General features: G+C 72.3%; 25 protein-coding genes. 14 read left to right on the top strand and 11 right to left on the bottom strand.

Annotated features, from left to right (window positions below; all coding sequences use genetic code 11):
• The first annotated feature begins 47 nt into the window (after window positions 1-47).
• Both AB0J74_RS21890 and mnmA read left to right on the top strand, forming a co-directional pair.
• Window positions 48-1,214: a cysteine desulfurase family protein gene (locus AB0J74_RS21890; protein ID WP_363450638.1), complete on the top strand. Its 1,167-nt coding sequence runs from the start codon at window positions 48-50 to the stop codon at window positions 1,212-1,214.
• A 34-nt stretch (window positions 1,215-1,248) separates the two neighbouring features.
• A complete protein-coding gene (gene mnmA, locus AB0J74_RS21895) occupies window positions 1,249-2,319 on the top strand; it encodes a tRNA 2-thiouridine(34) synthase MnmA (protein WP_363450640.1) in 1,071 nt (356 codons plus the stop codon).
• On the opposite strand, the gene AB0J74_RS21900 is transcribed toward mnmA, so the two are convergent.
• The gene (locus AB0J74_RS21900) at window positions 2,316-3,683 is read right to left on the bottom strand and encodes a ferredoxin reductase family protein (protein ID WP_363450642.1); all 1,368 of its coding nucleotides are present in this window, start codon (window positions 3,681-3,683) and stop codon (window positions 2,316-2,318) included. The genes mnmA and AB0J74_RS21900 overlap by 4 nt on opposite strands.
• A 115-nt stretch (window positions 3,684-3,798) precedes the next feature.
• Here AB0J74_RS21900 and AB0J74_RS21905 point away from each other — a divergent pair, with 115 nt between their 5' ends.
• The 3 genes from AB0J74_RS21905 (at window position 3,799) to AB0J74_RS21915 (ending at window position 6,061) form a co-directional block, all read left to right on the top strand.
• Window positions 3,799-4,509: an FkbM family methyltransferase gene (locus AB0J74_RS21905; RefSeq protein ID WP_363450644.1), complete on the top strand. Its 711-nt coding sequence runs from the start codon at window positions 3,799-3,801 to the stop codon at window positions 4,507-4,509.
• Between the two features lie 103 nt (window positions 4,510-4,612).
• A complete protein-coding gene (locus tag AB0J74_RS21910; protein WP_363450701.1) occupies window positions 4,613-5,431 on the top strand; it encodes a hypothetical protein in 819 nt (272 codons plus the stop codon).
• A 219-nt stretch (window positions 5,432-5,650) separates the two neighbouring features.
• Window positions 5,651-6,061: a hypothetical protein gene (locus tag AB0J74_RS21915; protein WP_363450646.1), complete on the top strand. Its 411-nt coding sequence runs from the start codon at window positions 5,651-5,653 to the stop codon at window positions 6,059-6,061.
• Between the two features lie 46 nt (window positions 6,062-6,107).
• On the opposite strand, the gene AB0J74_RS21920 is transcribed toward AB0J74_RS21915, so the two are convergent.
• The 5 genes from AB0J74_RS21920 to AB0J74_RS21940 all read right to left on the bottom strand — a co-directional run bounded on the left by AB0J74_RS21920 (window position 6,108) and on the right by AB0J74_RS21940 (window position 12,639).
• Window positions 6,108-8,177: an EAL domain-containing protein gene (locus AB0J74_RS21920; RefSeq protein WP_363450648.1), complete on the bottom strand. Its 2,070-nt coding sequence runs from the start codon at window positions 8,175-8,177 to the stop codon at window positions 6,108-6,110.
• Between the two features lie 163 nt (window positions 8,178-8,340).
• Window positions 8,341-10,467, bottom strand: coding sequence for an NAD-dependent DNA ligase LigA (gene ligA, locus AB0J74_RS21925; protein WP_363450650.1), 2,127 nt, complete (start codon window positions 10,465-10,467; stop codon window positions 8,341-8,343).
• Window positions 10,468-10,529: 62 nt separating this feature from the next.
• Window positions 10,530-10,883: a VOC family protein gene (locus AB0J74_RS21930; protein ID WP_363450703.1), complete on the bottom strand. Its 354-nt coding sequence runs from the start codon at window positions 10,881-10,883 to the stop codon at window positions 10,530-10,532.
• Window positions 10,884-10,913: 30 nt separating this feature from the next.
• On the bottom strand, window positions 10,914-11,855 hold the full coding sequence (locus AB0J74_RS21935) for a methionine synthase (RefSeq protein WP_363450705.1): 942 nt from the start codon (window positions 11,853-11,855) through the stop codon (window positions 10,914-10,916).
• Between the two features lie 49 nt (window positions 11,856-11,904).
• Window positions 11,905-12,639: a CDP-alcohol phosphatidyltransferase family protein gene (locus AB0J74_RS21940; RefSeq protein ID WP_363450652.1), complete on the bottom strand. Its 735-nt coding sequence runs from the start codon at window positions 12,637-12,639 to the stop codon at window positions 11,905-11,907.
• An 81-nt stretch (window positions 12,640-12,720) separates the two neighbouring features.
• Here AB0J74_RS21940 and AB0J74_RS21945 point away from each other — a divergent pair, with 81 nt between their 5' ends.
• The 8 genes from AB0J74_RS21945 to AB0J74_RS21980 are packed head-to-tail and all read left to right on the top strand — an operon-like array spanning window position 12,721 to window position 19,777.
• Window positions 12,721-13,698: a dehydrogenase gene (locus tag AB0J74_RS21945; protein WP_363450654.1), complete on the top strand. Its 978-nt coding sequence runs from the start codon at window positions 12,721-12,723 to the stop codon at window positions 13,696-13,698.
• Between the two features lie 8 nt (window positions 13,699-13,706).
• The gene (locus tag AB0J74_RS21950) at window positions 13,707-14,105 is read left to right on the top strand and encodes a 6-carboxytetrahydropterin synthase (protein WP_363450656.1); all 399 of its coding nucleotides are present in this window, start codon (window positions 13,707-13,709) and stop codon (window positions 14,103-14,105) included.
• Window positions 14,102-15,109: a glycosyltransferase family 4 protein gene (locus tag AB0J74_RS21955; RefSeq protein WP_363450658.1), complete on the top strand. Its 1,008-nt coding sequence runs from the start codon at window positions 14,102-14,104 to the stop codon at window positions 15,107-15,109. The genes AB0J74_RS21950 and AB0J74_RS21955 overlap by 4 nt, the downstream gene beginning before the upstream one ends.
• Complete coding sequence (locus AB0J74_RS21960; protein WP_363450660.1) at window positions 15,106-15,912, top strand: class I SAM-dependent methyltransferase; 807 nt, start codon at window positions 15,106-15,108, stop codon at window positions 15,910-15,912. Before AB0J74_RS21955 ends, AB0J74_RS21960 begins: the two co-directional genes overlap by 4 nt.
• On the top strand, window positions 15,909-16,853 hold the full coding sequence (locus AB0J74_RS21965) for a lysylphosphatidylglycerol synthase transmembrane domain-containing protein (RefSeq protein WP_363450662.1): 945 nt from the start codon (window positions 15,909-15,911) through the stop codon (window positions 16,851-16,853). Before AB0J74_RS21960 ends, AB0J74_RS21965 begins: the two co-directional genes overlap by 4 nt.
• The gene (locus AB0J74_RS21970; protein ID WP_363450664.1) at window positions 16,846-17,538 is read left to right on the top strand and encodes a dihydrofolate reductase family protein; all 693 of its coding nucleotides are present in this window, start codon (window positions 16,846-16,848) and stop codon (window positions 17,536-17,538) included. The genes AB0J74_RS21965 and AB0J74_RS21970 overlap by 8 nt, the downstream gene beginning before the upstream one ends.
• 8 nt (window positions 17,539-17,546) lie before the next feature.
• Window positions 17,547-18,182: a GTP cyclohydrolase II gene (ribA, locus tag AB0J74_RS21975; protein ID WP_363450706.1), complete on the top strand. Its 636-nt coding sequence runs from the start codon at window positions 17,547-17,549 to the stop codon at window positions 18,180-18,182.
• Window positions 18,179-19,777, top strand: a complete 1,599-nt coding sequence (locus tag AB0J74_RS21980) for a sulfatase (protein ID WP_363450666.1) — start codon at window positions 18,179-18,181, stop codon at window positions 19,775-19,777. Before ribA ends, AB0J74_RS21980 begins: the two co-directional genes overlap by 4 nt.
• Here the strand turns inward: AB0J74_RS21980 and AB0J74_RS21985 are convergent.
• Entirely contained in the window at window positions 19,715-20,434 is a 720-nt protein-coding gene (locus AB0J74_RS21985) for a TetR/AcrR family transcriptional regulator (protein WP_363450668.1), read from the bottom strand. The genes AB0J74_RS21980 and AB0J74_RS21985 overlap by 63 nt on opposite strands.
• Window positions 20,435-20,495: 61 nt before the next feature.
• Between AB0J74_RS21985 and AB0J74_RS21990 the strand changes: the two genes are divergently transcribed.
• Window positions 20,496-21,344, top strand: a complete 849-nt coding sequence (locus AB0J74_RS21990) for an alpha/beta fold hydrolase (RefSeq protein ID WP_363450670.1) — start codon at window positions 20,496-20,498, stop codon at window positions 21,342-21,344.
• An 814-nt stretch (window positions 21,345-22,158) separates the two neighbouring features.
• Here the strand turns inward: AB0J74_RS21990 and AB0J74_RS21995 are convergent.
• The 4 genes from AB0J74_RS21995 to gatC form a co-directional block, all read right to left on the bottom strand.
• On the bottom strand, window positions 22,159-23,055 hold the full coding sequence (locus AB0J74_RS21995; protein WP_363450672.1) for a MarR family winged helix-turn-helix transcriptional regulator: 897 nt from the start codon (window positions 23,053-23,055) through the stop codon (window positions 22,159-22,161).
• Between the two features lie 131 nt (window positions 23,056-23,186).
• Window positions 23,187-24,689 carry an Asp-tRNA(Asn)/Glu-tRNA(Gln) amidotransferase subunit GatB gene (gene gatB, locus AB0J74_RS22000; protein ID WP_363450674.1) on the bottom strand — a complete coding sequence of 501 codons (1,503 nt, stop codon included), beginning with the start codon at window positions 24,687-24,689 and terminating at the stop codon, window positions 23,187-23,189.
• The gene (gatA, locus tag AB0J74_RS22005) at window positions 24,689-26,170 is read right to left on the bottom strand and encodes an Asp-tRNA(Asn)/Glu-tRNA(Gln) amidotransferase subunit GatA (RefSeq protein ID WP_363450708.1); all 1,482 of its coding nucleotides are present in this window, start codon (window positions 26,168-26,170) and stop codon (window positions 24,689-24,691) included. The genes gatB and gatA overlap by 1 nt, the downstream gene beginning before the upstream one ends.
• 2 nt (window positions 26,171-26,172) lie before the next feature.
• Window positions 26,173-26,472: an Asp-tRNA(Asn)/Glu-tRNA(Gln) amidotransferase subunit GatC gene (gene gatC, locus AB0J74_RS22010; RefSeq protein WP_363450676.1), complete on the bottom strand. Its 300-nt coding sequence runs from the start codon at window positions 26,470-26,472 to the stop codon at window positions 26,173-26,175.
• Window positions 26,473-26,838 lie beyond the last annotated feature (366 nt).

Raw genomic sequence — 26,838 nt, forward strand, 5'->3', positions numbered from 1 at the left:
CGGGCGGTGCGGGTGGTAAGGACCGCGCGGGGCTACGCTGAACCGTGATGGCATACCTGGACCACGCCGCCACGACGCCGATGCTCGACGAGGCCATCGAGGCCTACGCCGCCACGGCTCGGGAGGTCGGTAACCCCTCGTCATTGCACGCCGCCGGGCGCTGCGCCCGCCGGCATGTCGAAGAGTCGCGGGAACGGATCGCGGCCGCACTCGGCGCCCGCCCGTCCGAGGTGATCTTCACGGGCGGTGGCACCGAAGCCGACAACCTGGCCGTCAAGGGCATCTTCTGGGCACGCCGGGCCGAGCGCCCCGGCCGGATCCGGGTGATCGCCAGCTCGGTCGAACACCACGCTGTGCTCGACTCCGTCGAGTGGCTGGTCCGCCACGAGGGCGCGGCCGCCACCTGGCTGCCGGTCGACGACGCGGGCCGGCTCGACCCGGCCGCGCTGGCCGAGGCCCTCGACGACGATGTCGCCCTGGTCACCGCGATGTGGGCCAACAACGAGGTGGGCACGCTCCAGCCGATCGCGGAGCTGGCGGCGCTCGCGGCCGGCCGGCGGGTGCCGTTCCACACCGACGCCGTGCAGGCCGTCGGCCAGGTGCCGGTCGACTTCGCCGCCAGCGGCGCGGCCGCCCTCACCGTGACCGGCCACAAGCTCGGCGGCCCGGTCGGCGTCGGCGCGCTGCTGCTCGGCCGCGACGTCGCCTGCACGCCACTGCTGCACGGCGGCGGCCAGGAGCGCGACGTCCGGTCCGGCACCCTCGACGCGCCCGGCATCGTCGCGTTCGCGGTCGCGGTCGAACACGCCGCCAAGACCCAGCGGGAGTACGCCGCCCGCGTCGCCGCCCTCCGCGACGAACTCGCCGCCGGTGTCCGCCGGGTGGTGCCGGACGTGATCTACAACGGCGACCCGGTCGACCGGCTGCCGAGCAACGCGCACTTCTCCTTCCCCGGCTGCGAGGGCGACGCGCTGCTGCTCCTCCTCGACGCGCAGGGCGTCGCCTGTTCGACCGGTTCGGCCTGCTCGGCCGGGGTGGCCCAGCCGTCACACGTGCTGATCGCGATGGGGGCCGACGACGACCGGGCCCGGTCGTCGCTGCGCTTCACGCTCGGCCACACCTCGACCCGGGCCGACGTCGACGCGCTGATCGCCGCGCTGCCGGCGACCGTCGAGCGAGCCCGCCGGGCCGGGATGATCAAGTCCTCGCGCTGAAACTCGGCCCGGGACACCGCGTACCCTTGCTGCCGTGAGGGTTTTAGCAGCCATGTCCGGCGGGGTCGACTCCGCCGTCGCGGCCGCGCGCGCCGCGGCGGCCGGGCATGACGTCACCGGCGTGCACCTGGCTCTGTCGCGCAATCCGCAGACCTACCGCTCCGGCGCGCGCGGCTGCTGCACGCTCGAAGACTCCCGCGACGCCCGGCGCGCGGCCGACGTGATCGGCATCCCGTTCTACGTGTGGGACATGGCCGACCGGTTCCACGAAGACGTCGTCGACGACTTCGTCGCCGAGTACGCCGCCGGCCGCACCCCCAACCCGTGCCTGCGTTGCAACGAGAAGATCAAGTTCGCGGCGGTGCTCGACCGGGCGATCGCACTCGGCTTCGACGCCGTCGTCACCGGCCACCACGCCCGCCTCGGCGCCGACGGCCTGCTGCGGCGCAGCGTCGACCTGGCCAAGGACCAGTCCTACGTGCTGGCCGTGCTCAACCGCGAGCAGCTCGACCGGTCGATGTTCCCCCTCGGCGACACGACCAAGGCCCAGGTGCGCGAGGAGGCCGCCGCCCGGGGCCTGTCCGTCGCGGCCAAGCCCGACTCGCACGACATCTGCTTCATCGCCGACGGCGACACCCGCGGCTTCCTGGCCGACCGGCTGGGCGAGGAGCCGGGCGACATCGTCGACGCGCTGACCGGCGCGGTGGTCGGCTCGCACGCCGGCGCCTACGCCTACACGGTTGGCCAGCGGCGCGGCCTCAACATCGGCGTCCCGGCACCCGACGGCCGGCCCCGCTACGTCCTGTCGATCACGCCCGTGACCAACACGGTGACGGTCGGCCCGGCCGAGGCGCTCGAGGTGTCGACGGTGACCGGCGAGCGTCCGGTGTGGACCGGTGGCGCCCGTCCCGACGGCCCGGTCGAGTGCGAGGTGCAGCTGCGCGCCCACGGCACGCCGGTGCCGGCCGTGGTCAACCTGGCCGACGGGTCGCTCACGGCCGAGCTGCGCACGCCGGCCCGGGGGATCGCGCCGGGCCAGGCGGTCGTCGCCTACCGCCCCGACCCGGCCGGCGACATCGTGCTCGGCTCCGCGACGATTCGTTAGTCGCCCGCCAGGGCGAAGCGCTCGGCGTGCACCTGGCGCTTGGGCACGCCGGCATCGCGCAGCGACCGGAGCACGGCCGAGGTCATCGCGGGCGGGCCGCAGACGTACACGTCGCGCTCCCTGATGTCGGGGACCAGTGACATCAGGTTCTCCGGCGCGAACGGCATGTTGGGCGGGTCACCGGCGCCGGTGCGGCCGGTGAGCAGGTGCAGCGTCACGCCGCGGGTGTGCACGTAGTGCTCGAGCTCGCCGAGCAGCACCGCCTCGGCCGGGCCGGGCACCCGGTAGAGCACCGTGACCGGGCCGTCGAGCTCGCCGAGCAGCGAGCGGATCGGGGTGATGCCGACCCCGCCCGCGATCAGCAGCGTCGCGTCACGGGTGCGGTGCAGCGTGGTGAACGCGCCGTAGGGCCCCTCGACGAAGACCCGCGCGCCGACCGGGAGGTGCCGCAGCCCCGCGCTGGTCCTACCGACGGCCCGCGCGGTCAGCCGCAGCGACTGGCCGTCGGGCGTCGACGAGATCGAGAACGGGTTGGCCTGCCACCACCGCCCCGGGGTGAGGAAGCGCCAGATGAAGAACTGGCCGGCGCGGGCCCGCAGCCCGGCCAGGTCGTCCCCGGTCACGTAGACCGAGGTCACGGTCTCGGACTCGGGCACGACGGCGGCGACCCGCAGCTTGTGCCGGGCGTTGCGGAGCAGCGGCGTGACCACCCGGCCGTGCAGCAGGGCCACGATGGTCAGACCCCAGAGCGCCCACCAGTAGGCCGTGGTCAGCGTGTTCGCCCGGAACGTGGTGCCCTCGTAGAGCTGGTGCAGGATCGCCAGCGTGACGGCGGCGTAGAGCAGCAGGTGGATCGTGTGCCAGGCCTCGTAGGAGAGGCGGCGGCGGGCGAACCGCACCGACAGCGCCACGACGACCACGATCAGCGAGACGGCCAGCATGCCCAGCAGGGTCGGGAAGACGCCGAGGAACGTGTCGATCTGGGCGAGCACGGAGATGTCGCTGAGTCGGGCGTACCCCGTCAGGATGAAGCTCGCGTGCAGCACGACCGCCCAGAACAGGGTGAACCCGGTCCACCGGTGCCAGGCGGTCAGCTTGTCGGCGCCGATCCAGGTGTCGAGCCAGGGCAGCCGGGCCACGAGCAGCAGTTGCAGCATCATCAGCAGCGCGGCGTGCAGTGCGATGAACTTGGCGATGCCGATCAGGTCGTTCTTGGCGGGGTCGCCGGTGAAGAACAGGATCTCGACGATCACCACGTTGAAGGCCAGGGCGCCCCACACCGCGTAGCGGGCCGCGCGGGCCTGGTTGGGCGTGGCACGGCCCGCGCGGGCCGTCGGCGACGCCGTCGCGTCGGCAGCGGTCATCAGCTGGCCTCCTCGTTCGGAAATGGGGCTCCTCGATCTGACTACGGAACTGCCGGGAGACTAGTTCAGCTAAGGTCGCAGGATGCTCACCCGCGCGTGGGGAATCGTCCGATCGTTGGTCATCTATCATGGCCAGCCCGGTCGGCACCGCCGGCTCGTCCGCTTCTACGGCCAGTTCCTCGGTCCTGATGATGTCGCCTTCGACATCGGGGCGCATGTCGGCAGCCGGGTGCGGGCGTGGCGGGCGCTCGGCGCCCGGGTCGTCGCCGTCGAGCCCCAGCCCGACTGCCTGCGCGTGCTGCGCCTGTTCTTCGGGCGGGACCCCAAGGTGACCATCCTGCCGGTGGCGATCGGCGCGAAGCGCGGCACCGCCCAACTCGCGCTGTCGACCGCGACGCCAACCGTCTCCACGCTCTCGACCGAGTGGATCGACACGGTCTCCGCCGACCGCAGCTTCGCCAAGGTCCGCTGGGACCGCCGCGTGGAGGTGCCCGTCTCCACCCTCGACGACCTGGTCGAAGAGCACGGCGAGCCGGCGTTCTGCAAGATCGACGTGGAGGGCTTCGAGGCCGAGGTGCTGGCCGGCCTGTCCCGGCCGGTGCGGGCGCTGAGCTTCGAATACCTGCCGATGGCGCACGACGCCGGGTTGGCGGTGCTCGGTCAGGTCGAGTCGCTGGGCGACTACGAATACAACTACTCGCCGGTCGAGACCATGCGCTGGGCCCGCACCGCCTGGATGAGCGCGGCCGAGCTGGTCAGCCTGTTCGCGGAGATCCGCCCGACGGGCCGCTCCGGCGACGTGTACGCCCGCCTCCGGGCGTCGTGATCTGTCCGCCGGCGCGCCCGGCGGGCAGGTACGGTCAAGTCCGTCTCGCGACGAGGTTCGACAGACCGGTACGTTGACCGGTATGGATTCGCTGCCGCGCACCATGTGGAGCCTCTTCGAGCCGATCCACGCGGTCACCTATTTCACACCGCAGGCCCGCGAGGCGTTCGAGGCGGCCAACCTGCGCGGCTTCTGGCGCGGCTACTTCGCCGGCCGGGCGGCGCCGCTGGGTGCCATCGGCCCGGCCCCGGTGACCGCGCTCTTCTTCGGCTTCGCGCCGAGCATGGTCACCCGGGCTCTACCCGACGTGTGGTCCAGGGCCACGCCGGCCGAGTCGCTGGCCGCCCGGTTGGCCGGCGCCCGCGCGTCGCTGGGCCCGTTGCTCCGGGTCGCCGGTCCGGTCGACGAAGCGGCCGAGCTGCTCCGCGCGGCCGCGTCGGCGGTGCCGACGGTGGGCCGCGCGCTCGCAGCGGCCAACGCGGCGCTGCCCTGGCCCGACGACGCGCTGGGAACCCTCTGGCACGCGGCAACGATCCTGCGCGAACACCGCGGCGACGGCCACGTCGCCGCACTGCTGGTGTCGGGTCTGGACGGCGCCGAAACGGGCGTCTGGCGCGCGGCGATCGACCAGCGCCGCAGCTACCTGCAGCCGGCCCGCGGCTGGACCGACGAGCAGTGGGCGGCCGCGGCGGGGCGCTTGCGGGAGCGTGGCTGGCTCGACGAGACCGGCACCGCGACCAAGGCGGCCCGCGACGCGCACGACGAGATCGAAGACACCACCGACCGGCTGTCCGCCGCGCCATGGGACCACCTGGGAGAGGAGCGCACGGCCCGCCTGCGCGAGGTCCTTTACCCACTGGCCCGCGCGGCCCGCGCCGCCCTGCCGGACGAGACCCCGATCGGCCTGCCCGTCCTGCGCTGACCCTGCCCGGCCGCCGGCGTTCGAGCGGCCTGCGCCGGCCCGCGCATGTGAGGCGCCAGACAGCCGCGGCGGGCAAGAAAACGCCTGGTCGTGGAGGTTTTCCAGATCGGGCACCGCGGATGGTCGCGGAACCCGACGAGCCGTCCCGGGTACTCCCGCCTCGACCCGCCTCAATGCACTGCGGCGCCACGGTGGCGTGGCGCCAAGGAGGGGTCAATCATGAAACTCACGCCGCGCTTCGCCTTGGATCTGTTCTACCTGGTCGGTGGCGTCTTCCTGTTGGTGGCCGCGATGACCTACACGTCGGGGACGGCGGGTTGGCTCGCCTTCGGTGTGGCCGCCGGGCTGACGGGCGTCGCGGGCTTCAGCGCGATCCGCACGACCCAGCCGGGGGTCAAGGTCGGCCACGGGCTGGTCGCCCTCGCGAGCGTCTGGACGCTGGTCGCCGCCCTGACCTTCACGGGCGCCACCCAGACCTGGCTGGTCTTCGCCAACGCGGCCCTGCTGGGCCTGCTGGCGATCGCCGACCTGGTCGGCCACGAGGTGACCACCGAGCGGGTGGTACACGAGCTGGTGGTCAACAGCGCACCCCGGGACCAGCAGGCGACCAAGCCGTTGGCGGCCGCCTGACCGAGCAGCGCGAACGGTGGCGGGCCCGAGGGCCCGCCACCGCCGTCTACGACGACGGGTTGATGGGCCGGTAGCGGCCGAGCCACTCGGCCAACTCGTCGGCCGGCATGGGGCGGGCGTAGAACCAGCCCTGGGCCACGTGGCAGCCGACCGCGCGCAGGAGGCGCCAGGTGCGCTCGTCTTCGACGCCCTCCGCGACGACCCGCAGGCCCAGCGCGCCGGCCAGGTCGATGACCGTGCGGACGATGGCGTGGTCGTCGGCGTCGGTCGCCATGCCCAGCACGAACGAGCGGTCGACCTTGACCTCGGTCAGCGGGAGGCGGCGCAGGTGCTGCATCGACGAGTAGCCGGTGCCGAAGTCGTCGAGCGCGATGGCCACGCCCAGCTTGGCCAGCTCGGAGATGGTGGCCAGCACCCGCCGCGGGTCGGCCATCAGCGCGCCCTCGGTGATTTCCAGTTGCAGCTGGTCGGGCGAGACCCCGAAGCGGGCCAGGCGTTCCTTGATCTGGTCGACGATCTCCAGGGTGTGCAGGTCGCGGATGCTGACGTTGACCGCCGCCCGCAGTTGGACGCCCGCGGCCTGCCACTTGGCCAACTGCTCGACCACGTCGTCGACCACCCGGCGGGTGAGCAGGCGCATCACGGCGCTCTGCTCGGCCACCTTGATCAGTTCTTCCGGGTCGACCATGCCGCGCTTGGGGTGCCGCCAGCGGAGCAGGGCCTCGACACCGACCACCGCGCCGGTCTGGATTTCGATCTGGGGCTGGTAGTACATGGTGATCTCGCCGGCCGCCGGTGCCGCCACGTCGGGGTCAAGGGCGCGACGGAGGTCGCCGAGCAGGCTCAACCGCTCCGGCGTGTTGTGGTCGGATTCCGGCGCGTAGACGACCACCGTGTCACGGCGGTGCTTCGCGTCGTACATGGCCACGTCGGCGTGCCGCATCAACGTCGCGAAGTCGTCGCCGTGCTCGGGGAACAGGGCGATGCCGATCGAACCGGCCACGTCGAGCGGGAGGCCGTCGAGCGCGACCGGTTCGGCCAGCGCCGCCACGATCTGGTCGGCCAACGCCCGGGCGCCGGCCGCGTCGGTCAGCCGCGGTGTGATGATCGCGAACTCGTCGCCGCCCAGCCGGGCGACCACGTCGGCCGGCCCCACCGCTTGGACCAGCCGCTCGCTGACCTCGATCAGCAACTGGTCGCCGACCGCGTGGCCCAGGGCGTCGTTGACGTGCTTGAACCGGTCGAGGTCGAGCAGCAGCAGCGCGAAATGCCGGTCCGGTGCGCCGGCCGCGGCCCGCGCCGCGTGCAGCGCCGCCTGTTCGTGCACCTCGGCCAGCAGGGCCTTGCGGTTGGCCAGCCCGGTCAACGGGTCGAGGCGGGCGAGATGCTCCTGCTCGGACGACAGCCGCGACATCCGGTAGACCGCGAACAGCGGCACCAGCATCAGCGGGATCAGCGCGACGCTCTCGGCGGCCGGACCGCCGACCAGGAGGGGCGCCAGCAGCAGCAGGGCACCGATGGAGACCGACTCGAAGGCCAGGCCGTGGCGGAAGGTGGTCCACCAGTCGCCGCCGGAGTGCAGGCGGACGGCGATCGTGACGGTGCCGTATTTGACGACGAACCAGGCCGCCGCGGCGGCCGTGGCCGCGACCACGTCGATCCAGGATGGACCGAAGCCGGAGGCGAACGCGTCTTCGCCGAAACCGCGCAGCACCGCTTCGGCCGCACCCAGAGCCAGCGCGTATTGCGCGACGTTGAACACCGCCCGCCACGCGGCGTGACGCAGCTGGATCGACGAGGAGACGACGGCGGCCGCCTGCACCAGGATCGCGGGGCCAAGACCCCAGGCGAGCAGGATCGCGAACGTGAAGCAGATCGACGGGAAGACCGCGGAACTCTGCCGGCGGCCGGGCGGCGCGAACGGCCGGTAGTCACAAAGGACGGCCAGCGCCGCCATCACCCAGAATGCGGCGGGCAGCGCGGGAAGCCGTTCCGGAAGGTCGCTGATCGGGGCAGCACAGACAAGAACGGCCACCGTGATGACCGTTCCTACGAACGTGTAGAACGACGCCGCCCGTTCGGCGGGAACGGTGTTACGCCGCACGGCAGCGTCCATCCCACCTCCCCGCTCGCCCCACTACGCCCCCCAGCGCCCGGCCTGACCGTCCACTAAAGATCCCACCCTATGGGCGCCGTTTGCCAACCGAGCGAAACGGACAGAGTCGTGATTAAGTTGGTATACACGGCAAGCGGGCAACTATGGGCCAATAGCCGTCGGCTCAGGCCTCGTCACTCAGCGCACTCGCGCGGGCCGCGTCGGGCCCGTCGGCGAGAAGAATCCGCAGGCCAGCCTCGTCGATGACGGGCACCTTGAGGGACACGGCCTTGTCGTGCTTGGAGCCGGGATTGTCGCCTACGACGACAAAGTCGGTCTTCTTGGATACTGAACCGGTTACTTTGCCGCCGCGGCTGGTGATCGCCTCGGTGGCCTGGTCGCGGGAGAACTCGCTGAGCGTGCCGGTCACCACGACCGTGATGCCTTCGAGCGGCCGCGGGCCGTCGTCGCCGCGTTCGTCGGCCATCCGCACACCGGCAGCGCGCCATTTGCGCACCACCTCGCGGTGCCAGTCGACCGCGAACCATTCCTTGAGGCTGACCGCGATCGTCGGGCCCACCCCGTCGACACCGGACAGTTCCTCGACCGGTGCCTCGTCGATCCGCTCGATCGAGCCGAAGTGGCGGGCCAGCGCCTGCGCCGCGGTCGGGCCGACGTGGCGGATGGAGAGCGCGACCAGCACCCGCCACAGCGGACGCTGCTTGACCTCGTCGAGGTTGTCGAGGAGCCGGACCGCGTTGCTGCCGAGGGTGCCGTCCTTGTTGACGAAGAAGGGGCAGTCGCGCAGCGCCAGCGCGTCGATGTCGAACAGGTCGCCCTCGTCGGTGATCACGCCGCACTCGAGCAGCGCGCTCGCGGCCTTGTAGCCGAGCACCTCGATGTCGAACGCGCCCCGCCCGGCGAGGTGGAACACCCGCTCGCGGAGTTGGGCCGGGCACGACCGGGCGTTGGGACAGCGGATGTCGACGTCGCCCTCCTTGGCCGGCGCCAGCGTGGTGCCGCAGGCCGGGCACTCGGTCGGCATCACGAAGGGCCGGGCGTCGTCGGGCCGCAGCCCGATCACCGGCCCGAGCACCTCGGGAATCACGTCGCCGGCCTTGCGCAGCACGATGGTGTCGCCGATGAGCACGCCCTTGCGCTCGACCTCACGGGCGTTGTGGAGGGTGGCCAGCGCGACCGTCGAGCCCGCCACCTTGACCGGCTCGAGGACCGCGAACGGGGTCACCCGCCCCGTGCGGCCGACGTTGACCTGGATGTCGAGCAGCTTGGTGTTGACCTCCTGCGGCGGGTATTTGAACGCGATCGCCCAGCGCGGCGCCTTGCTGGTGGAGCCCAGCCGCCCCTGCAGCGCGATCTCGTCGACCTTGACCACCACACCGTCGATCTCGTGCTCGACGTCGTGCCGGTGCTCGCCGTAGTAGGCGATGTAGTCGTCGACGCCGGCCAGATCGTCGACCACCTTCCAGCGGTCGCTGGTCGGCAGCCCCCACTCGCGCAGCGACTCGTAGGCCTGTGACTGCGACGCCGGCGTGAAGCCCTTGCGGGCGCCGATGCCGTGCACCACCATCCGCAGCGGCCGGGACGCGGTGATCCGCGGGTCTTTCTGGCGCAGGCTGCCCGCGGCCGCGTTGCGCGGGTTGGCGAACGGCGCCTTGCCGTCTTCGACCAGGCCGGCGTTGAGATCGGCGAACGCGGAGACCGGGAAGTAGACCTCGCCGCGCACCTCGAGCAACTCGGGCACGTTCTTGCCGGTCAGGCGCTCCGGGATGCCCCGGATCGTGCGCACGTTGCCGGTGACGTCTTCGCCGGTGCGCCCGTCGCCGCGGGTCGCGCCGCGGACCAGCCGGCCCTTCTCGTAGGTCAGGTTGATCGCCAGGCCGTCGACCTTGAGCTCGCACAGGAAGCGCACCGGGCCGCCGGCGTCGCGGACGGCGCGCTCGGCCCAACCGGCCAGCGCCTCGGTGCTGAACACGTTGTCGAGGCTGAGCAGCCGCTCGAGGTGCTCGACCGGGCGGAACTCGGTGGTGAAGCCGCCCACCCGCTGGGTCGGCGACTCGGGCGTGCGCAGCGCCGGATACTCGTCTTCGAGCGCGATCAACTCGCGCATCAGCCGGTCGAACTCGTCGTCGGACACGGTCGGCGAGTCGAGCACGTAGTAGCGGTAGGTGTGCCCGTCGATCTCCTCGGCCAGGGCCGCATGCCGCGCGCGGGCCTCGGCCGGCGGCTCGGCGCCGGCGGCCGCCTCCTGCGCGGCGGTCACCCGCTGGTCAGGAATTTCTTCCGAGGACACCGAAAACCTCCGGACGACTAGACCCCATCATCAGCAACCTAGCCCGCCCGTACGACAAAGTCTCAGACCTCGAACACCAGACAGAAGGGATGCCCCGCGGGATCCTCGAAAACCCGGAAATCCGCCCCGCCGCCCGGCAACCGCTTCGCGCCCAGCGCGACCGCGGCCGCCTCGGCCTTGTCGGGGTCGTCGACCATCACGTCGAGGTGCATCTGCTGGGGGCGCTCCGGGTCGGGCCAGTGCGGCTGGTGCAGGCCGGGCGCCACCTGGAACGCGATCCGCACGCGGTCATCGGAGATCACCACCCAGCCCTCCCGCTTGTGCACCACGGGCATACCCAGCAACTCGCTGTAAAACCCGGCCAGAGCGGGCGGATCCGGACAGTCGATCACGAGGTTGTAGAGGCGGCCGATCATGCCGGCCATTGTTCCCCACCACGCTGGAGGCTATTCCTCGACCAGCCGCCGACCGGCGTCACGGCAGGCCGCCAGCACGTCCTTCGCGTAGCTGAGTGAGGCGCCGGCCAGCCCGCAGGTCGGCGTGACCACGACCTGGCGCCGGAGCAGGTCGGCGCCGAAACCGAGCTGGTTCCAGACCCCGCGTATCCGATCGACGAGGTCCTTGTGACCCGGCGCGCGCGCACCGCTGGTCGCGGCCACGCCGGCCAGCAGCCCGACACCGGCGTCGATGGCTTCGCCCAGCGGGTCGAGCGCGGTGACCAACGAAAGATCAAGAGAAAGGGCCGAGGCGCCGGCCGAAACCAACAGCGAGATGGGTACGTCGGCCGCACAGCAATGGAACGTCACCGGCGCACCGACCCCGCTGACCAGGCCACGCAGCGCGTCCGCGGCCGTGTTGGCATCCACCGGCCGGTAGGCGCTGAACCCGCTCTCGGTCGGCACCCGCCCGGCCAGCACCGTCGGCAGGGCCGGCTCGTCGACCTGGAGCAGCACGGTCGCGCCGGGCAGCCGGCGGCGCACGTCCTCGACGTACCCCCGCAGCCCTTCGGTCAGCGACGTGGTGAGATCGCGGACCGCGCCCTCGTCGCGGAGCAGGCGGCCCCCGACCGGCAGGTCGACGCCGGCCGCCATCGTGTAGGGGCCGGCCGCCTGCACCTTGACCACGCCGGTGTAGCCGTCGCCCTGCTCGGTCAGCTGGTCGAGGTCGCGTTCCAGCAGGTCGTGCGCGCGGCGCAGGTCGCGCCCGGGTCGCGCCGCGACCCGCCAGGCGCCGACGTAGAGCTCGACCGGCAGGTCGACCAGGAACGCCGAGGTGCGGCCGATGATGTCGGCGCCGGGGCCACGGTCGGGCAACTCGGCCAGGTGCGGCAGGTCAGGCAGCTCCCCGAAGACCACGCGTTGCGCCTCGGCGATGTCGTCGCCGGGCATCGAGCCGACACCCGTCGCGCTGCCTTCGGGCCAGGGCCATTGCTGCTGCTCATTCACGAGGGAGGAGCCTACCGATCACCCGGGTGCGGGTGACCGGGTGACCGTCGCGCCACAGCCAGAGAACGTCGCGACCGAACGATTCGAGCAGCAGCGCGAACGCGACCAGCAGGAGCACCAGGGTGGCCTGGAACGGCAGGATGCCCGCGGTCGCGGTGACCAGGGCGACGCCCTGCGTCGCGGCGACCACCTTGCGCCAGTAGCGGGGCGGCAGCGTGCCGCGCATCCAGCGGGTCGACCAGATGCCGAGTAGGAACGCGTAGCGCATCGCGCCGATCGCCAGCACCCACCAGCCGGCCGTGTGTGCCACGTAGGCGCTGAGCAGCAGGACCAGGAACGAGTCGGCCTCCATGTCGAACCGCGCCCCGAACGCCGAGGTGGTGCCGGTGCGCCGGGCGACCTGCCCGTCGACGCCGTCGAGCAGCAGCGCGACGACCACCAGGCCGACCACCATCGCGACCGGCGGCGTGCGCTGGATGCCGTCGACGACGAGGGCGGCGACGGCACCGATCAGGGTCGTCCGGGCGGCCGTCACCCAGTCGGCGGGGCCGTACGTGCTGAGTCCGGATGACGACAGTCCGTGTTCGAGAAGGATCATCGTGATGATCGCGAACGCGGCGCCGGCGACCCAGCCAAGTGGGCCGAGACCGACCGCCGCAGCCACCGCCGCAAGCACAGTGAACTGGGCAAACATGCCGACCAGCGGGCCGGACCGAACCATGCGCATCGTTCCTCCGTGTCATTAAGCGGCACACGGGGGTACGGGAGATGGGATCGTTCGGTTCATGAAGATGACGGAGAGCCACGGATGAGCCCCACCGAACGCGCGTTCTGGGTGGTCGCACCCGGCGCCGGCGAGGTCCGCCCGGCAACCGTCCCGGAGCCCGGTCCCGACGAGGTGAGGGTGCGCACGATCCGGACCGGCGTGAGCCGTGGCACCGAGACGCTGGTGTTCCGCGGCGCGGTGCCGCAGAGCCAGCACACGGCCATGCGGGCGCCGTTCCAGGAGGGCGATTTCCCGGGTCCGGTCAAGTACGGCTACCTCAACGTCGGCGTCGTCGAGCGGGGGCCGGACGAGTTGCGCGGGCGCACCGTCTTCTGCCTCTATCCCCATCAGACGGGGTACGTCGTGCCGGCCACCGCCGTGGTGGTGGTGCCCGACGACGTGCCGCCGTCGCGCGCGGTGCTGGCCGGCACGGTGGAGACCGCCGTCAACGCCCTCTGGGATGCCCCGCCGCTGGTCGGCGACCGCGTCACCGTGGTCGGCGGCGGGATGGTCGGCTGCGGCGTGGCCCGGTTGCTGTGCCGCTTCCCGGGCGTCGCGGTCGAACTCGTCGACGTCGATCCGGCCCGGGCCGCGACGGCCGCCGCGCTCGGCGTCGAGTTCGCCCACCCGCACGACGCCGCGACCGGCCGTGACCTGGTCTTCCACGCCAGCGCCACCGAGGCCGGGCTGCGCCGGTCGCTCGAGTTGCTCCGGCCGGAGGGCACGGTCGTCGAAATGAGCTGGTACGGCGACCGCGAGGTGAGCGTGCCGCTCGGCGCCGGGTTCCACTCCGGACGGCTGGCCATCCGGGCCAGCCAGGTGGGCATGGTCGCGCCGGCCCGCCGGTCGACCCGCTCCTACGCCGACCGCCTCGGCCTCGCCCTCGAGTTGCTCCGCGACCCGGCGTTTGACGCGCTGGTCAGCGGGCAGCACCCGTTCGAGCGTTTACCCGAGGTGCTGCCGGCCCTCGCCTCTGGCAACCTGGCTGGGTTGTGCCACGTCATCACCTACGGAGAGTAGAGAAACACATGTTCAGCGTTACGGTGCGCGATCACATGATGATCGCCCACAGCTTCCGCGGCGAGGTCTTCGGCCCGGCGCAGCAGCTGCACGGAGCGACTTTCCTGGTCGACGCCACGTTCCGCCGCGCCGAGCTCGACGCCGACGGCATCGTGGTCGACATCGCGCGCGCGTCCGACGAGCTCAAGGCCATCGTGGGGCAGTTCAACCTGCACAACCTCGACGACGAGCCGACGCTCAAGGGTGTCAACACGACGACCGAGGTGCTCGCGAAGGTGATCGCCGACCGGCTGGCCGAGCGGGCGAGCGCCGGCGAACTCGGCGAGGGCGGCCGTGAGCTGGCCGGCATCACCGTGACCCTGCACGAGTCGCACATCGCGTGGGCGAGCTACGAGCGATCGTTGTGAACCTTTCGCCGCCGGGCGGCGTACACGTCATCGTGCCTGACGACATCGACGACCCGACCGCGCCGAGCGGCGGCAACGCCTACGACCGGCGGGTCTTCGACGGTCTGGCGGCGCTCGGCTGGACGGTCCGGGAACACCCGGTCCCGGTCGGGACGCCCCTGGGTCCGGTGCTCGACACGCTGCCCGACGGCGCGCTCGTCGTGGTCGACGGCCTGCTGGCCACCTCCGTCCCGGTCGACCGGGTCGGTCGCCTGCGGCTCGTCGTGCTGGTCCACATGATCTTCGGCGAGCCGGGCGAGCGGGAGGTGCTGGCGGCCGCCGACGCGGTGCTGACCACCAGCGAATGGAGCCGGCGGCACGTGTTCGAGCGCTACGGGCTGCCGGCGTTCGTGGCCGCGCCCGGCGTCGAGCCGCGGCCGGTGGCCGCGCACGGCGACACCGGCTCCCGGTTGCTCTGCGTCGCCGCCGTGCTGCCGCACAAGGGGCACGACGTGCTGGCCGAGGCGCTGGCGATGTTGCCGGACGCCGGTTGGAGCTGTTTGTGCGTCGGCTCGTTGGAACGGGCCCCGGAGTTCGCCGCCGCGGTGCGCGGGCGCGCGCCGGCCGGGATGCGCTTCGCCGGCCCGCGCACCGGAGCCGACCTCGACGCCGCATACGCGGACGCCGACCTGCTCGTGCTGCCGTCCCGGGCCGACTCCTACGGGATGGTCGTGACCGAGGCGCTGGCCCGCGGCATCCCCGTGCTGACCACGACCGCGCAGGGTCTGCCCGACACGCTGGGCCGGGCGCCGGACGGCAGCCGCCCGGGGATGCTGGTGCCGCCCGGCGACCCGGCCGCGCTCGCCGCCGCGCTGCGGCGCTGGCTCACCGAACCTTCCGCCCGCGATGCGCTGCGCGCGTCGGCCCGGCTGCGTCGCACGACGCTGGCGGGCTGGCCGGTGACGGCGAAGCTGGCGTCCGATGTCCTGTCCACGGTCGCGATGCGGGAGAGCACGAGCAGATGACGAGCGCCCTGATGCCCACCGTCAGCCCCGAGTGGCTGCGCCTGCGCGAACCCGCCGACGCCGCGGCGCGCGCCGCGGACCTGGTCGACGACCTGCGGTCGCGGCTCGGCGACGCGCCCCGGCTGGTGGTACACGACCTGGGGTGCGGCACCGGCTCGGCCGTCCGCTGGCTGGCGCCCCGGCTGGCGGCCGCGCAGCACTGGATCATGTGGGACCGCGACCCGGACCTGCTCGCGGCCGCGCTGGCCGGCAAGCCGGACGGGATCACCGTGACCACCCGGCAGCGCGACATCGGCACGCTGACCGCTGCCGACCTGTCCGGTGCCGGGCTGGTCACCGCGTCGGCGCTGATCGACATCCTGACCGTCGAGGAGGTCGACGCGATCGCGGCCGCGTGCGCCGGTGCCGGCGTACCCGCGCTGATCATGCTCTCGGTCGTCGGCCGGGTGGAACTCACGCCCGCGGACCCGTTCGACGCCGAGGTGGCCGCCGCGTTCAACGCGCACCAGCGGCGCGCGGTCGGCGGGCGCCGGTTGCTCGGCCCCGACGCGGTCGCGGCGCTGGCCGACGCGTTCGGCCGGCACGGGGTGGCGACCACGCTGCGGCCCAGCCCGTGGCGGCTGGCCGCCGACGATCGGGCGCTGCTCGACGTCTGGTTCCGCGAGTGGCTGGCGGCCGCGGTCGAGCAGGTCCCGGCGCTGGCCACCCCGGCCGGCGGGTACGCCCGGCGGCGCACCGCGGAGATCGCCGAAGGCCGGCTCACCGCTAGCGTCGACCACGTCGACCTGTTGGCCCTGCCGTGACCAAGGCGCAGATCTGGGGCTGGGTCCGGCTGGCCGGCGGCGCCGCGCTGCTCGGCGTGCTGGTCTGGCGGCTGGGCAGCGGCCCCTTCCTCGACGGCATCCGCGGCGTCGACGCGACCGCGCTCGGCACCGCCTTCGGGCTCGGCGTGGTGACCACGGTCGCCTGCGCCTACCGGTGGGCGCTGGTGGCCCGGGCGCTCGGCGTGACGTTGCCGCTGCGCGAGGCCGTCGGTGCCTACTACCGTGCCCAGTTCCTCAACACCACGCTGCCCGGCGGGGTGGTCGGCGACGTGCATCGGGCCGTCCGGCACGGCAAGGACATCGGCGACGTCGCCCTCGGCGTACGCGCGGTCGTGGTCGAACGGATGGCCGGATTCGTGGTTACGATCGCGCTTTCCGTGGTAACCCTCGCCGTGTTCCCGTCACCGGTGCGCCGGCACATGCCGCTGGCCGTCGCCGCGCTAGCCGTCGTGGCCCTGGTCGCCTACCTGGCCAAGGGCCGGTTGCGGCTGCGCACCGGGCTCGCCTCGCCCGGCACCGGGATCGGCGTGGTGATCACGACGGCCGTGGTGCTCGGTGGCCACCTGGTCACCTTCCTGGTCGCCGCCCGCACTGCCGGGGCGACCGCCCCGCTGCGCCTGCTGGCCCCGCTGACCCTGCTCGCGCTGCTGGCCATGGCCCTGCCCTGCAACATCGCCGGCTGGGGCCCCCGGGAGGGCGTGGCCGCCTGGGCGTTCGGCGCGGCCGGCCTGACCTCCGCGCAGGGGGTGTCCACGGCGGTCGTGTTCGGCGTGTTGGCCCTGGTGGCGAGCCTGCCGGGGGCCGTGGTGCTGGTGCTGCGTTGGGCGGACGCCAGGCGCGCCGCCGAGAAACCGGTAATGCTGGAGCATGACCTACGGGAGTCCGGCGTCCGACGGCAACCGGAGTACAGCCATGGCTGAGCGACCCTACGTCCTGCTGAGCTGCGCGATGTCGATCGACGGTTATGTCAACGACTGCCTCGACGAGCGCCTGCTCCTGTCCAACGAGGCCGACTTCCTGCGGGTCGACGAGGTCCGGGCCGGCTGCGACGCGATCCTGGTCGGCGCCGAGACGGTCCGCCGCGACAACCCCCGCCTGGTGGTCAAGTCGCCTGAGCACCGGGACGCCCGGGTGGCCCGCGGCGAGCACCCCTCGCCGCGCAAGGTGACGGTGACCGAAGGAGCCGGCCTCGACGCGGACGCGGCGTTCTTCCAGGCCGGCGACGCGGAGAAGCTGGTCTACTGCGCGAGCTCCACTGTGGAACAGGCCACGGCGCGGCTGGGTGCCCACGCCACCGTCGTCGACGGGGGGCAACCGGTCAACCTGCGCCGGGTCACCGAAGACCTCTACGCTCGCGGAGTCGGCCGGCTGATGGTCGAGGGGGGCAGCACCATCCACACCCAGTTCCTGACCGAGGAACTCGCCGACGAGTTGCACCTCGTGGTGGCGCCGTTCTTCGTCGGCGACTCCAAGGCACCCCGCTTCGTCGGCGACGGTGACTTCCCCTGGAGCCAGGAGCGCCGGGCAACGCTGGCCGAGGTCCGCCAGGTCGGCGACGTGGTGCTGTTGCGCTACGGGCTCTCGTCCCGGTTCGGCACCGTCTGATGAGGAGATTGATGGACGACGCGACGATACGCACGCAGGTATCGGTCCCCCTTCGGTTCCCTGACGGCTACAGCACCACGGCGGAGGTGTTCTCGTTCACCGGGCTGGCCGACGAGCGCGAGCACCTCGCGCTCGGGCTCGGCGACTGGCGCGGCACCCTGGCCCGCGACGAGGCGCCGCTGGTGCGGCCGCACAGCGAGTGCCTGACCGGTGACGTGTTCGGCAGCGAGCGCTGCGACTGCGGCCCCCAGTTGCGCGAGGCGGTCGAGCGGATCACCAACGCCGGCGGCCTGCTGCTCTACCTCCGGCAGGAGGGGCGGGGCATCGGGCTGTACGCCAAGCTCGACGCGTACGCGTTGCAGGACACGGGGATGGACACGTACGAGGCGAACCTCGCGCTCGGGCACGCGGAGGACGAGCGCGACTACACCGTCGCCGCGCAGATGCTCGGGGCCCTCGGTGTGGGGCGGATCGCCCTGCTGACCAACAACCCCGACAAGGAAGAGCAGCTCACGTCGCTCGGCGTGACGGTGACGAAGCGGGTGCCGACCCGGCTGCACCTGTCCGCGGCCAACGCCGGTTATCTGGCCGCGAAGGCCCGGCACGCCCGGCGGACCATCGAACCCGACTGGCTCGCGTCGTGAAAAGCCGCATCGTCACCGGGCTGGCCGCCTTCTTCGTGCTGGTCCTGCTGCTTCTCCCCGACGACTACGCGTCGCTGACGCCGTGGAGCATCGTGGTGATCCCGCTGGAGGCCCTGATCGGGGTGGCCATCGTGGTGCTGCTGCCGGCCCGGGCCCGCACGGTGGTCGGCATCGTCGCCGGCGTGCTGCTCGGCGTGGTCAGTATCCTCAAGGTGCTCGACCTCGGTTTCGGCGTCACGCTCTCCCGGCAGTTCGACCCGCTCTCCGACTGGTCGCTGTTCCGCGCCGCGGAGGAGTGGGTCTCCGAGTCGTTCGGCAAGCCCGGCGCGATCGGCGCCGTGATCGGTGCCGTCCTGGTCGCCGTGGCCATCCCGGTGCTGGCGACGCTGTCGATCCTGCGACTCTCGCGCGTGGTGGCCGTGCGCAAGGCCCTCGCGCTGCGGGTGGTCGCGGTGCTCGGCGTCGTCTGGGTCGCGCTGGCGGTGCTGGGCGTGCACGTGGCGCCCGGGGTGCCGGTGGCGGGCCGCAACACCGCGTCGGCCGCCTACGGGCATGCCGCCCAGCTTCGCGAGGACATCAACGACCAGGCCGCGTACGCCCGCGAAGAGGCCACCGACGCCTACCGGGACGTGCCCGCCTCGCAGTTGTTGCAGGGGTTGCGGGGCAAGGACGTCATCTTCGCGTTCGTGGAAAGCTATGGGCGCGACGCGGTCAACTATCCGCAGACCGCCTCGCTGCTCTCGGCCCGATCGCAGTCGCTCTCCGCGGCCGGCTTCCAGACCCGCAGCGGCTGGCTCACGTCGTCGACCATCGGCGGCGGGAGCTGGCTCGCCCACTCGACGTTCCAATCCGGACTGTGGATCAACAGCCAGCGGCGGTACGGGAAGTTCACCGAAGGGTCGCGCTACACGCTCACGACGGCGTTCGACAAGGCCGGCTGGCGCACGGTCGCGGTGATGCCGGCCAATCGGCGCGACTGGCCCGAGGGCAAGGTCTACGGCTTCGACAAGGAGTACGACGACCGCACGCTCGGCTACAAGGGCCAGGGCTACGCCTTCTCGTCGATTCCCGACCAGTTCACGATGCAGTCGTTCCAGCGGTCGGAGCTCGCCCGGCCGCTGCCCGGCCGCCAGCCGGTGATGGCCGAGATCGACCTGCTGTCCAGCCACGCGCCGTGGGACCCGGTGCCGCCGATGATGGACTGGGACGCACTGGGCGACGGCTCCACGTATCCCGGCAACGAGGGTCGGGGCGGCAATCCCGACGAGATCAACAACGAAGACGTGAGCAAGGTCCAGGACAACTACCGCCGGACGGTCGAGTATTCGGTCGACAGCCTCGTGTCCTATATGGAGAAATACGGCACCGAGAACACGGTCATGGTGATGCTCGGCGACCACCAGCCGTCGCCCGTCATCACCGGCGCCAACCCCAACCGCGACGTGCCGATCACGGTGATCGCCAAGGATCCGACGGTGATCCCGAAGATCGACAGCTGGGGCTGGGCGCCGGGCCTGGCGCCGGCGGCCAACTCACCGGTCTGGCGGATGGACAGCTTCCGCGACAAGTTTCTCGCCGCTTTCGCCAAACCCTGACCGGCCGGGGCGCTCGAGCAGGCCGGTCAGCACGGAACGCAGGGCGCGCTCGAAGAGGTCGCCCGCGGGCGGTGGGCCGGGCCTGGCCAGTGCCGCGGTCAGGTGCGGATAGGTCGCCGGGTCGAGGCCGGTGAACGGGGTCGCGCTCGCGGCGGCGGCGTCGCGGTCCCGACTGAAAAGAATGACCGTGCCGGTGACGACCGCGATCGCTTCGAACTTGGCCGTGGTCGGCGCCCCGGTCGGCGCGAGGGTGCCCAGGCAATGGTCGAACCAGGACAGCGTCGCCGGGCCGACCGACGACGGCCGCTGAGCGACGTCGCTCAGCCAGCGGTGGCGGCGGTGCAGGTCGAGCTGCCTTAGGGCCAGCCGCAGCATCTGGTCGAGCCAGTCACCTTCCGGCTCGGGGTAGGGCTTCAGCTCGCCCACGGCGTGGTCCGTCATGAGGTCGAGCAGGTCGTCGCGGGACGACAGGTAGCGGTAGAGCGAGCCGCCCGTCGTGCCCAGCGCGGTGGCCACCGCACGCATCGAGACCGCCGGCAGACCCTGGGCGTCGGCCAGGGCGATCGCGGCTCGCACGATCTCGTCGCGGCTGTGTCCGGGGGTCGGTCCGCGGCTGCCGCGTGCGGGCCGGGTCCAGATGGGTTGCGCATCGGTCACCCGACAACTGTAAACTGCGAACAGCGTTTGCAGTTAACGATCTCGATTCGGGGGAGGGGCCATGGAGCGGATCACAGCGCGCCACGGCGCGACCATCGTGCTGCACAGCAGCGGAGCCGGGCCGGGCGTCGTCGTGGTGCACGGCGGCGGCGTCGACATCACGACCTACCGCCGGCTGGCGGCGGCGCTGGCCGACCGGTTCACGGTGCATCTCTACAACCGGCGCGGCCGGGCGGACGCACCACCGCGGACGCTGCCCTACACCTTCGACGAAGACATCGACGACCTCGCCGCGGTGCTCGACCACACCGGCGCCGGCAACGTCATCGGCCACAGCTCGGGCGGCTTCATCGCGCTGACCGCCGCCCTGCGGCTGCCGATCGCGCGGCTGGCCCTCTACGACGCGGCCATCTCGATCGACGGCAGCTTCCCGGCGGCCTGGCTCCCCGCGGCCCGGGCCGCGGCCGACGCGGGCCAGATCGCCCGGGCGATGGCGCTGACGGCCGGCGGCATCAACACGCACCAGGCCACCTCGAGGTGGCCGCTACCCGTGCAGACCGCCATCTGCCTGCTCTTCCTGCGCACCCCGATCGGCCGGATGATGGGCGACCTGCTGCCGATGACCCTCGACGAGTCGGCGCTGATCGCCGCGGCCGATGGCCCGGCTGACCGCTGGGCCGGTGTCACCGCGGAGGTCCTGCTGGCCTGCGGCGCCACGGGCCCGCGCTATTACGCGCCCGCCAACGAGGCGCTGGCCCGAGCCATCCCGCGGGCCCGCACGCTGCTGATCCCCAACAGCGGCCACGATGCCGTCAACCGCGCCCATCCCCGCATGGTCGACCCGTTGGCTGCTTTCTTCGGCGCCGAAATGCCCGAACCGCAAACCAATCCCGACGCGCTGAAAGCCTGACCCCACCCGAGGGCGCCACGCCACCCCCGAACCACGAGCAGCCCGCCGCTGGCACGGCGGCCCGACTCCATGTCCTGACGACGCCGGCGGCAGGCGGCGCCAGGACCGGCCGCCGGGCAGGTTTGTCGCCGGCGGCGGCCCGACTCCGTGTCGTGGTGGCGCTGGCGGGAGGCGGCGCCAGGACCGGCCGCCGTGCCGGTTTGTCGTGGGCTCCGCGAGCCGTACATGTTTTCGCGCGTAACCACATGCGAAAACATGTGCGGCGCCGGCGGCGGGCGCGACTCCGTGTCATGGCGGCGACGGCGGGAGGTGGCGCCCGGGCAGACCCTCGGGCCGCTCTGTCGCCGGGCGCCCGGGGTCTGGTCCGTGTCGGCTCGGCGCCGGCGGGAGGTGGTGTCAGGACTGGTCGCCAAGCCGGTTTGTCGCCGGGCGCCGGCGGTCTGGTCCGTGTAGCCGGGGGTGGTCGGACTGGCCGCCAAGCCGGTTTGTCGCCGCGCGGCGGCGGTCTGGTCCGTGTAGCCGCGGGCGGCCGGGGGGACTGGCCGCCGGGCCGGTTTGTCGCCCGGTGGTGGCGGTGCGGTCCGTGTCGTGGCGGCGCTGGCGGCCGGGGGGTGGTCGGACCGGCCGTCGGGCCGGTTTGTCGCCGGGCGGAGGCGGACTGCTCCGTATGGTGGCGGCGATGGCGGGTTGTGGTCGGATAGGCCGTCGGGCCGGTTCGTTGCCGCCGCGCGGTGGCCTGGCTCCCGACGCGGCGACGCCGGCGCCGGGAGCCGAACCTTCCGCCATCGGTGCCGCGCGGTGGCCTACCCGGGAGTCAGCCAGCGACGGCGCGGTGGGCGCGGTCGGTCAGCGTTGCCAGCACGCGGTGTGCGGTCGCCAGGTCGTCGGCGTCGAGGCCCGCATAGAGGGTCTGTGTCGTCTGCCGGACCGTGTCGTTGAGCGACTCGAACAGTCGCAACCCCTGCGGGGTAAGGGCAACCGGACCGTCGGCCGCCACGAGTCCCTTTTGGACAACACCGGCACAGAGCTGCGCGGCACCCGCCCCGTCCAGGCCGAGTTGCGGCTGTGTGGCGAGATAGGCCGCCAGGTCGTCGAGCGACGCCCATGGCCCGCGGACGGTGATCACCCGGAACGTCACGTATTCGTTGCCCGACACGTCGGAGGCGGCCAGCACGTTGGATAGCAGGGCGCTCAACGCGCCCTGGGCCTCGCCGATGTCCTGGCCGGTCAAGGTAGGAGTCGCGGTCATGGCTGTGCTCCCTTCGGATGCGCCCGGCACGCCGCCGAGCAAGGCTCTGAGACTGCTGATCAGCGCCCGGTTGCGCGGGCCCGACGGCCCGCCGATCGGGGCGGTCAGCTCGCGTTGCAGGGCGTGGACCACGCCGACGGCCGCTTCCGTCACCTCGACGCCCTTGGGTGTCAGGGACAGTTGCCGGGCCCGCGAATCGGCCGGGTCGGGCACCCGCGTCACCAGGCCCGCGTCGACGAGCCCGCGGATCAGCTTCGAGACGTAGATCTGCTCCAGGCCCGCGAAGTCGGCCAACTCCCGCTGCGATGGGCTGCGGCCCTGCCGGGTCAGGCCGTAGAGCGACCCGATCAAGCTGTATTGCGCGTGGGTCAGGCCGAGCGGCGCCACCGCGCGGTCGACCGCCGCCCGCCAGCGCAAGGTCACCTGCCACAGCAGCCGCCCGGTCGCGGTGTCGTCGTCCACGAGATTTACTCTACAAGTAGATAGTAGCTATGGAAAGTATCAATCGCGGACCTGGCAGCGAAGCGAAGCGAGCGGTCCCCGGCGGGAGCGACGGTCGTGCCGCCCGCGGACCCGGGAACCGCTCTTAAAGATCAGCTTCCGCTGAGGCGCTGCAGGATCAGCTCGCGCACCGACTTCGCGTCGGCCTGGCCCTTGGTCGTCTTCATGACGGCACCGACCAGGGCGCCGGCGGCGGCCACCTTGCCCTCGCGGACCTTGGCGGCCACGTCGGGGTTGGCGGCGATCGCCTCGTCGACGGCCGCCGTCAGCGCGCCCGTGTCGGAGACGACCGCGAGGCCGCGCGCCTCCATCACCTGCGCCGGCGAGCCCTCGCCGGCCACGACGCCCTCGAGCACCACGCGGGCCAGCTTGTCGTTGAGCTTGCCGCTGTCGACCAGCGTCTGCAGCTCGGCCACCTGGGCCGGTGTGGCGCCGACCGCGGACAGCTCGATGCCGGCCTCGTTGGCGCGCCGGGCCAGCTCGCCCAGCCACCACTTGCGGGCGCCCGCCGCGGAGGCGCCCGCCGCCACCGTCTGCTCGATCAGCTCGACCGCGCCCGCGTTGACCACCGACCGCATGTCGAGGTCGGACAGGCCCCACGCGTCCTGGAGGCGCTTGCGGTGCACCCGCGGCGGCTCGGGGAGGGCGGCCTTCAACGACTCGACCCACTCCGGCTCGGGCGCAAGCGGCACGAGGTCGGGCTCGGGGAAGTAGCGGTAGTCGGTCGCCTCCTCCTTCGAGCGGCCGGGGCGGGTGTCGCCGGTCTCCTCGGAGAAGTGCCGGGTCTCCTGGACGATCCGGCCGCCGCCCTCGAGGACGCCGGCCTGCCGGATGATCTCCGACCGCACGGCCCGCTCGACCGAGCGCAGCGAGTTGACGTTCTTGGTCTCGGTGCGGGTGCCCCACTTCTCGCCCGGGCGGTTGAGCGACGTGTTGACGTCGCAGCGCAGCGAGCCCTCCTCCATGCGGACGTCGGAGACGCCGAGGCCGCGGAGGATGTCGCGCAGCTCGGTCACGTAGGCCCGGGCCACCTCGGGGGCGAGCGCACCGGTGCCGGGCACCGGCTTGGTGACGATCTCGACCAGCGGGATGCCGGCGCGGTTGTAGTCGACCAGCGACTCGGTCGCGCCGTGGATGCGACCGGTCGCGCCGCCGACGTGCAACGTCTTGCCGGTGTCTTCCTCCAGGTGGACCCGCTCGATGCCGATCCGCACCGTGCGCCCCTCGACCTCGACATCGAGGTAACCGTCGACGCACAGCGGCTCGTCGTACTGGCTGATCTGGAAGTCTTTCGGCATGTCCGGGTAGAAGTAGTTCTTCCGGGCGAACCGGCACCAGGTGGCGATCGAACAGTTGAGCGCGAGCCCGATCCGGATCGTCGCCTCGATCGCGGCCTTGTTGGCCACCGGCAGCGAACCGGGCAGGCCCAGGCAGACCGGGCAGACCCGGGTGTTGGGCTCGCCGCCGAAGTCGGTCGGGCAGCCGCAGAACATCTTCGTCTTGGTGCCGAGTTCGACGTGGGTCTCCAGGCCGATCACCGGCTCGAAGCCGGCGACGGCCGCGTCGTAGGTGGTGGGCAGCGTCGTGGTGGTCATCAGCCCTCCAGGGACGGCGGGGTCAGCGTGCCGACGGCGGACTCGAGGGCGGCGGCGACCCGGTACATGCGGTCGTCGGCCATCGTCGGGGCCATGATCTGGAAGCCGACCGGCAGCCCCTCGGACAGGCCGCAGGGCACCGAGATGCCGGGGCCGCCGTAGAGGTTGGTCGGGATCGTGAACAGGTCGGCGAGATACATCTGGTAAGGGTCGGAGGTGCGCGACCCGAACGGGAACGCGACGAACGGGGTGGTCGGCGCGACCAGCACGTCGACCTGCTCGAAGGCCGCGTTGAAGTCCTGCGTGATCAGCGTGCGGACCTTCTGCGCCTGGCCGTAGTAGGCGTCGTAGTAGCCGCTGGACAGCGCGTAGGTGCCCAGCATGATCCGGCGCTTGACCTCGGGGCCGAAGCCGGCCTCGCGGGTCAGCGACATCACCTCTTCGAGCGACCGGGTCCCGTCGTCGCCGACCCGCAGGCCGTAGCGGACGCCGTCGAAGCGGGCCAGGTTTGACGAGGCCTCACTCGGCGCGATCAGGTAGTAGGCCGGCAGCGCGTACTCGAAGTGCGGGCAGGACACGTCGACGATCTCGGCGCCCAGCTTGGTCAGCGCGGCCAGCGCGTCGCGGAACGCGGCCATCACGCCGGGCTCGGCGCCCTCGCCGTCGAACTGGGTGACCAGGCCGAGCCGCATGCCGGTCAGGTCGCCGGTCAGGCCGAGCCTGGCCGCCTCGACCACCGGCGGCACGGGCTGCGGAATCGAGGTCGAGTCGCGCCAGTCGTGCCCGGCCATCACCTCGTGCAGCAGGGCCGCGTCGAGCACGGTGCGCGCGCACGGCCCCGGGGTGTCGAGGCTCGACGAGAAGGCGATGAGCCCGTAGCGGGAGGTGCCGCCGTAGGTCGGCTTCGACCCGACCGTGCCGGTCACCGCGCCCGGCTGCCGGATCGAGCCGCCGGTGTCGGTTCCGATGGCCAGGGGCGCCTCGAAGGCGGCGATGGCCGCCGCGCTGCCGCCACCCGAGCCGCCGGGGATCCGGCCGAGGTCCCACGGGTTGTTGGTCGGCCCGTAGGCCGAGTATTCGGTGGACGAGCCCATCGCGAACTCGTCCATGTTGGTCTTGCCGAGGATCACCGTGCCGGCGTCCCGCAGCCGCTCGACGACGGTCGCGTCGTAGGGCGGCCGCCACCCTTCGAGGATCTTCGACCCGGCGGTGGTCGGGACACCGCGGGTGGCCATCACGTCCTTGACGGCGACCGGCACGCCGGCCAGCGGCCCGAGCGACTCGCCGCGGGCCCGCCTGGCGTCGACCTTGCGGGCGGCCTCGACCGCGCCGTCGGCGTCGACGTGCAGGAACGCGTGCACCTGGCCGTCGACGGCGGCGATCCGGTCAAGGTGCGCCCGCGTCACTTCCTCGGCGGAAACCTCGCCATCGGCCACCTTCGCGGCGATCTCGACGGCGGTCATCCTGGTCAGGTCGCTCACTGTCACGCCTCCTCGTCCAGGATGCGCGGCACCCGGAACCGGTCTTCGGCCACGTCGGGCGCGCCCGCGAGGGCCTCTTCCCGGGTCAGGCAACTGATCACGACGTCTTCCCGCAACACGTTGGTCAACGGCACGGAGTGCGAGGTCGGCGGGATGTCCGCGGCCGCGACCTCACCCACCCGCGCCACGGCCTGGAGGATCACGTCGAGCTGGCCGGCGAACGTGTCGAGCTCCTGCTCGGTCACGGCGAGCCGCGACAGCCGCGCGAGATGCGCGACCTCGTCGCGGGAAATGGCAGCCATCGGTGCCCCCTTGCGTCGTGTGGGCGATTCGGATTGGGTCAACGGAGAGCGTGGCACGCTTCGCGCGGACCGAGCGAGTCTATTTGTCCGGCGCGCGCGATCACTGAGCGGCCCCTCCGAAGAAGTTCAGCCAAAAGCAGATCAAGTTCATTCCTGCCCGGGTTCGTCGTGGGCGCGCGCCGTTGCTCCCGCCGGGGGTGTGCTTCGTCGTTGGTTGCGGTCCGGGCGCTGATCGGTCCTTGCTATCCGTCGGCTTTCGGCCGTCGCTGGTTGCGGTTTGGGTCCGGGGAGGGTGTCATGCGCTGGAGCTACGGGCTGGGGGGGAGGGGCTGTTAGGGGCCGCGGAGGGGACCCGACACGGCGCAG

The sequence above is a fragment of the Asanoa sp. NPDC049573 genome, from assembly GCF_040676615.1.
Classification (GTDB): domain Bacteria; phylum Actinomycetota; class Actinomycetes; order Mycobacteriales; family Micromonosporaceae; genus Asanoa.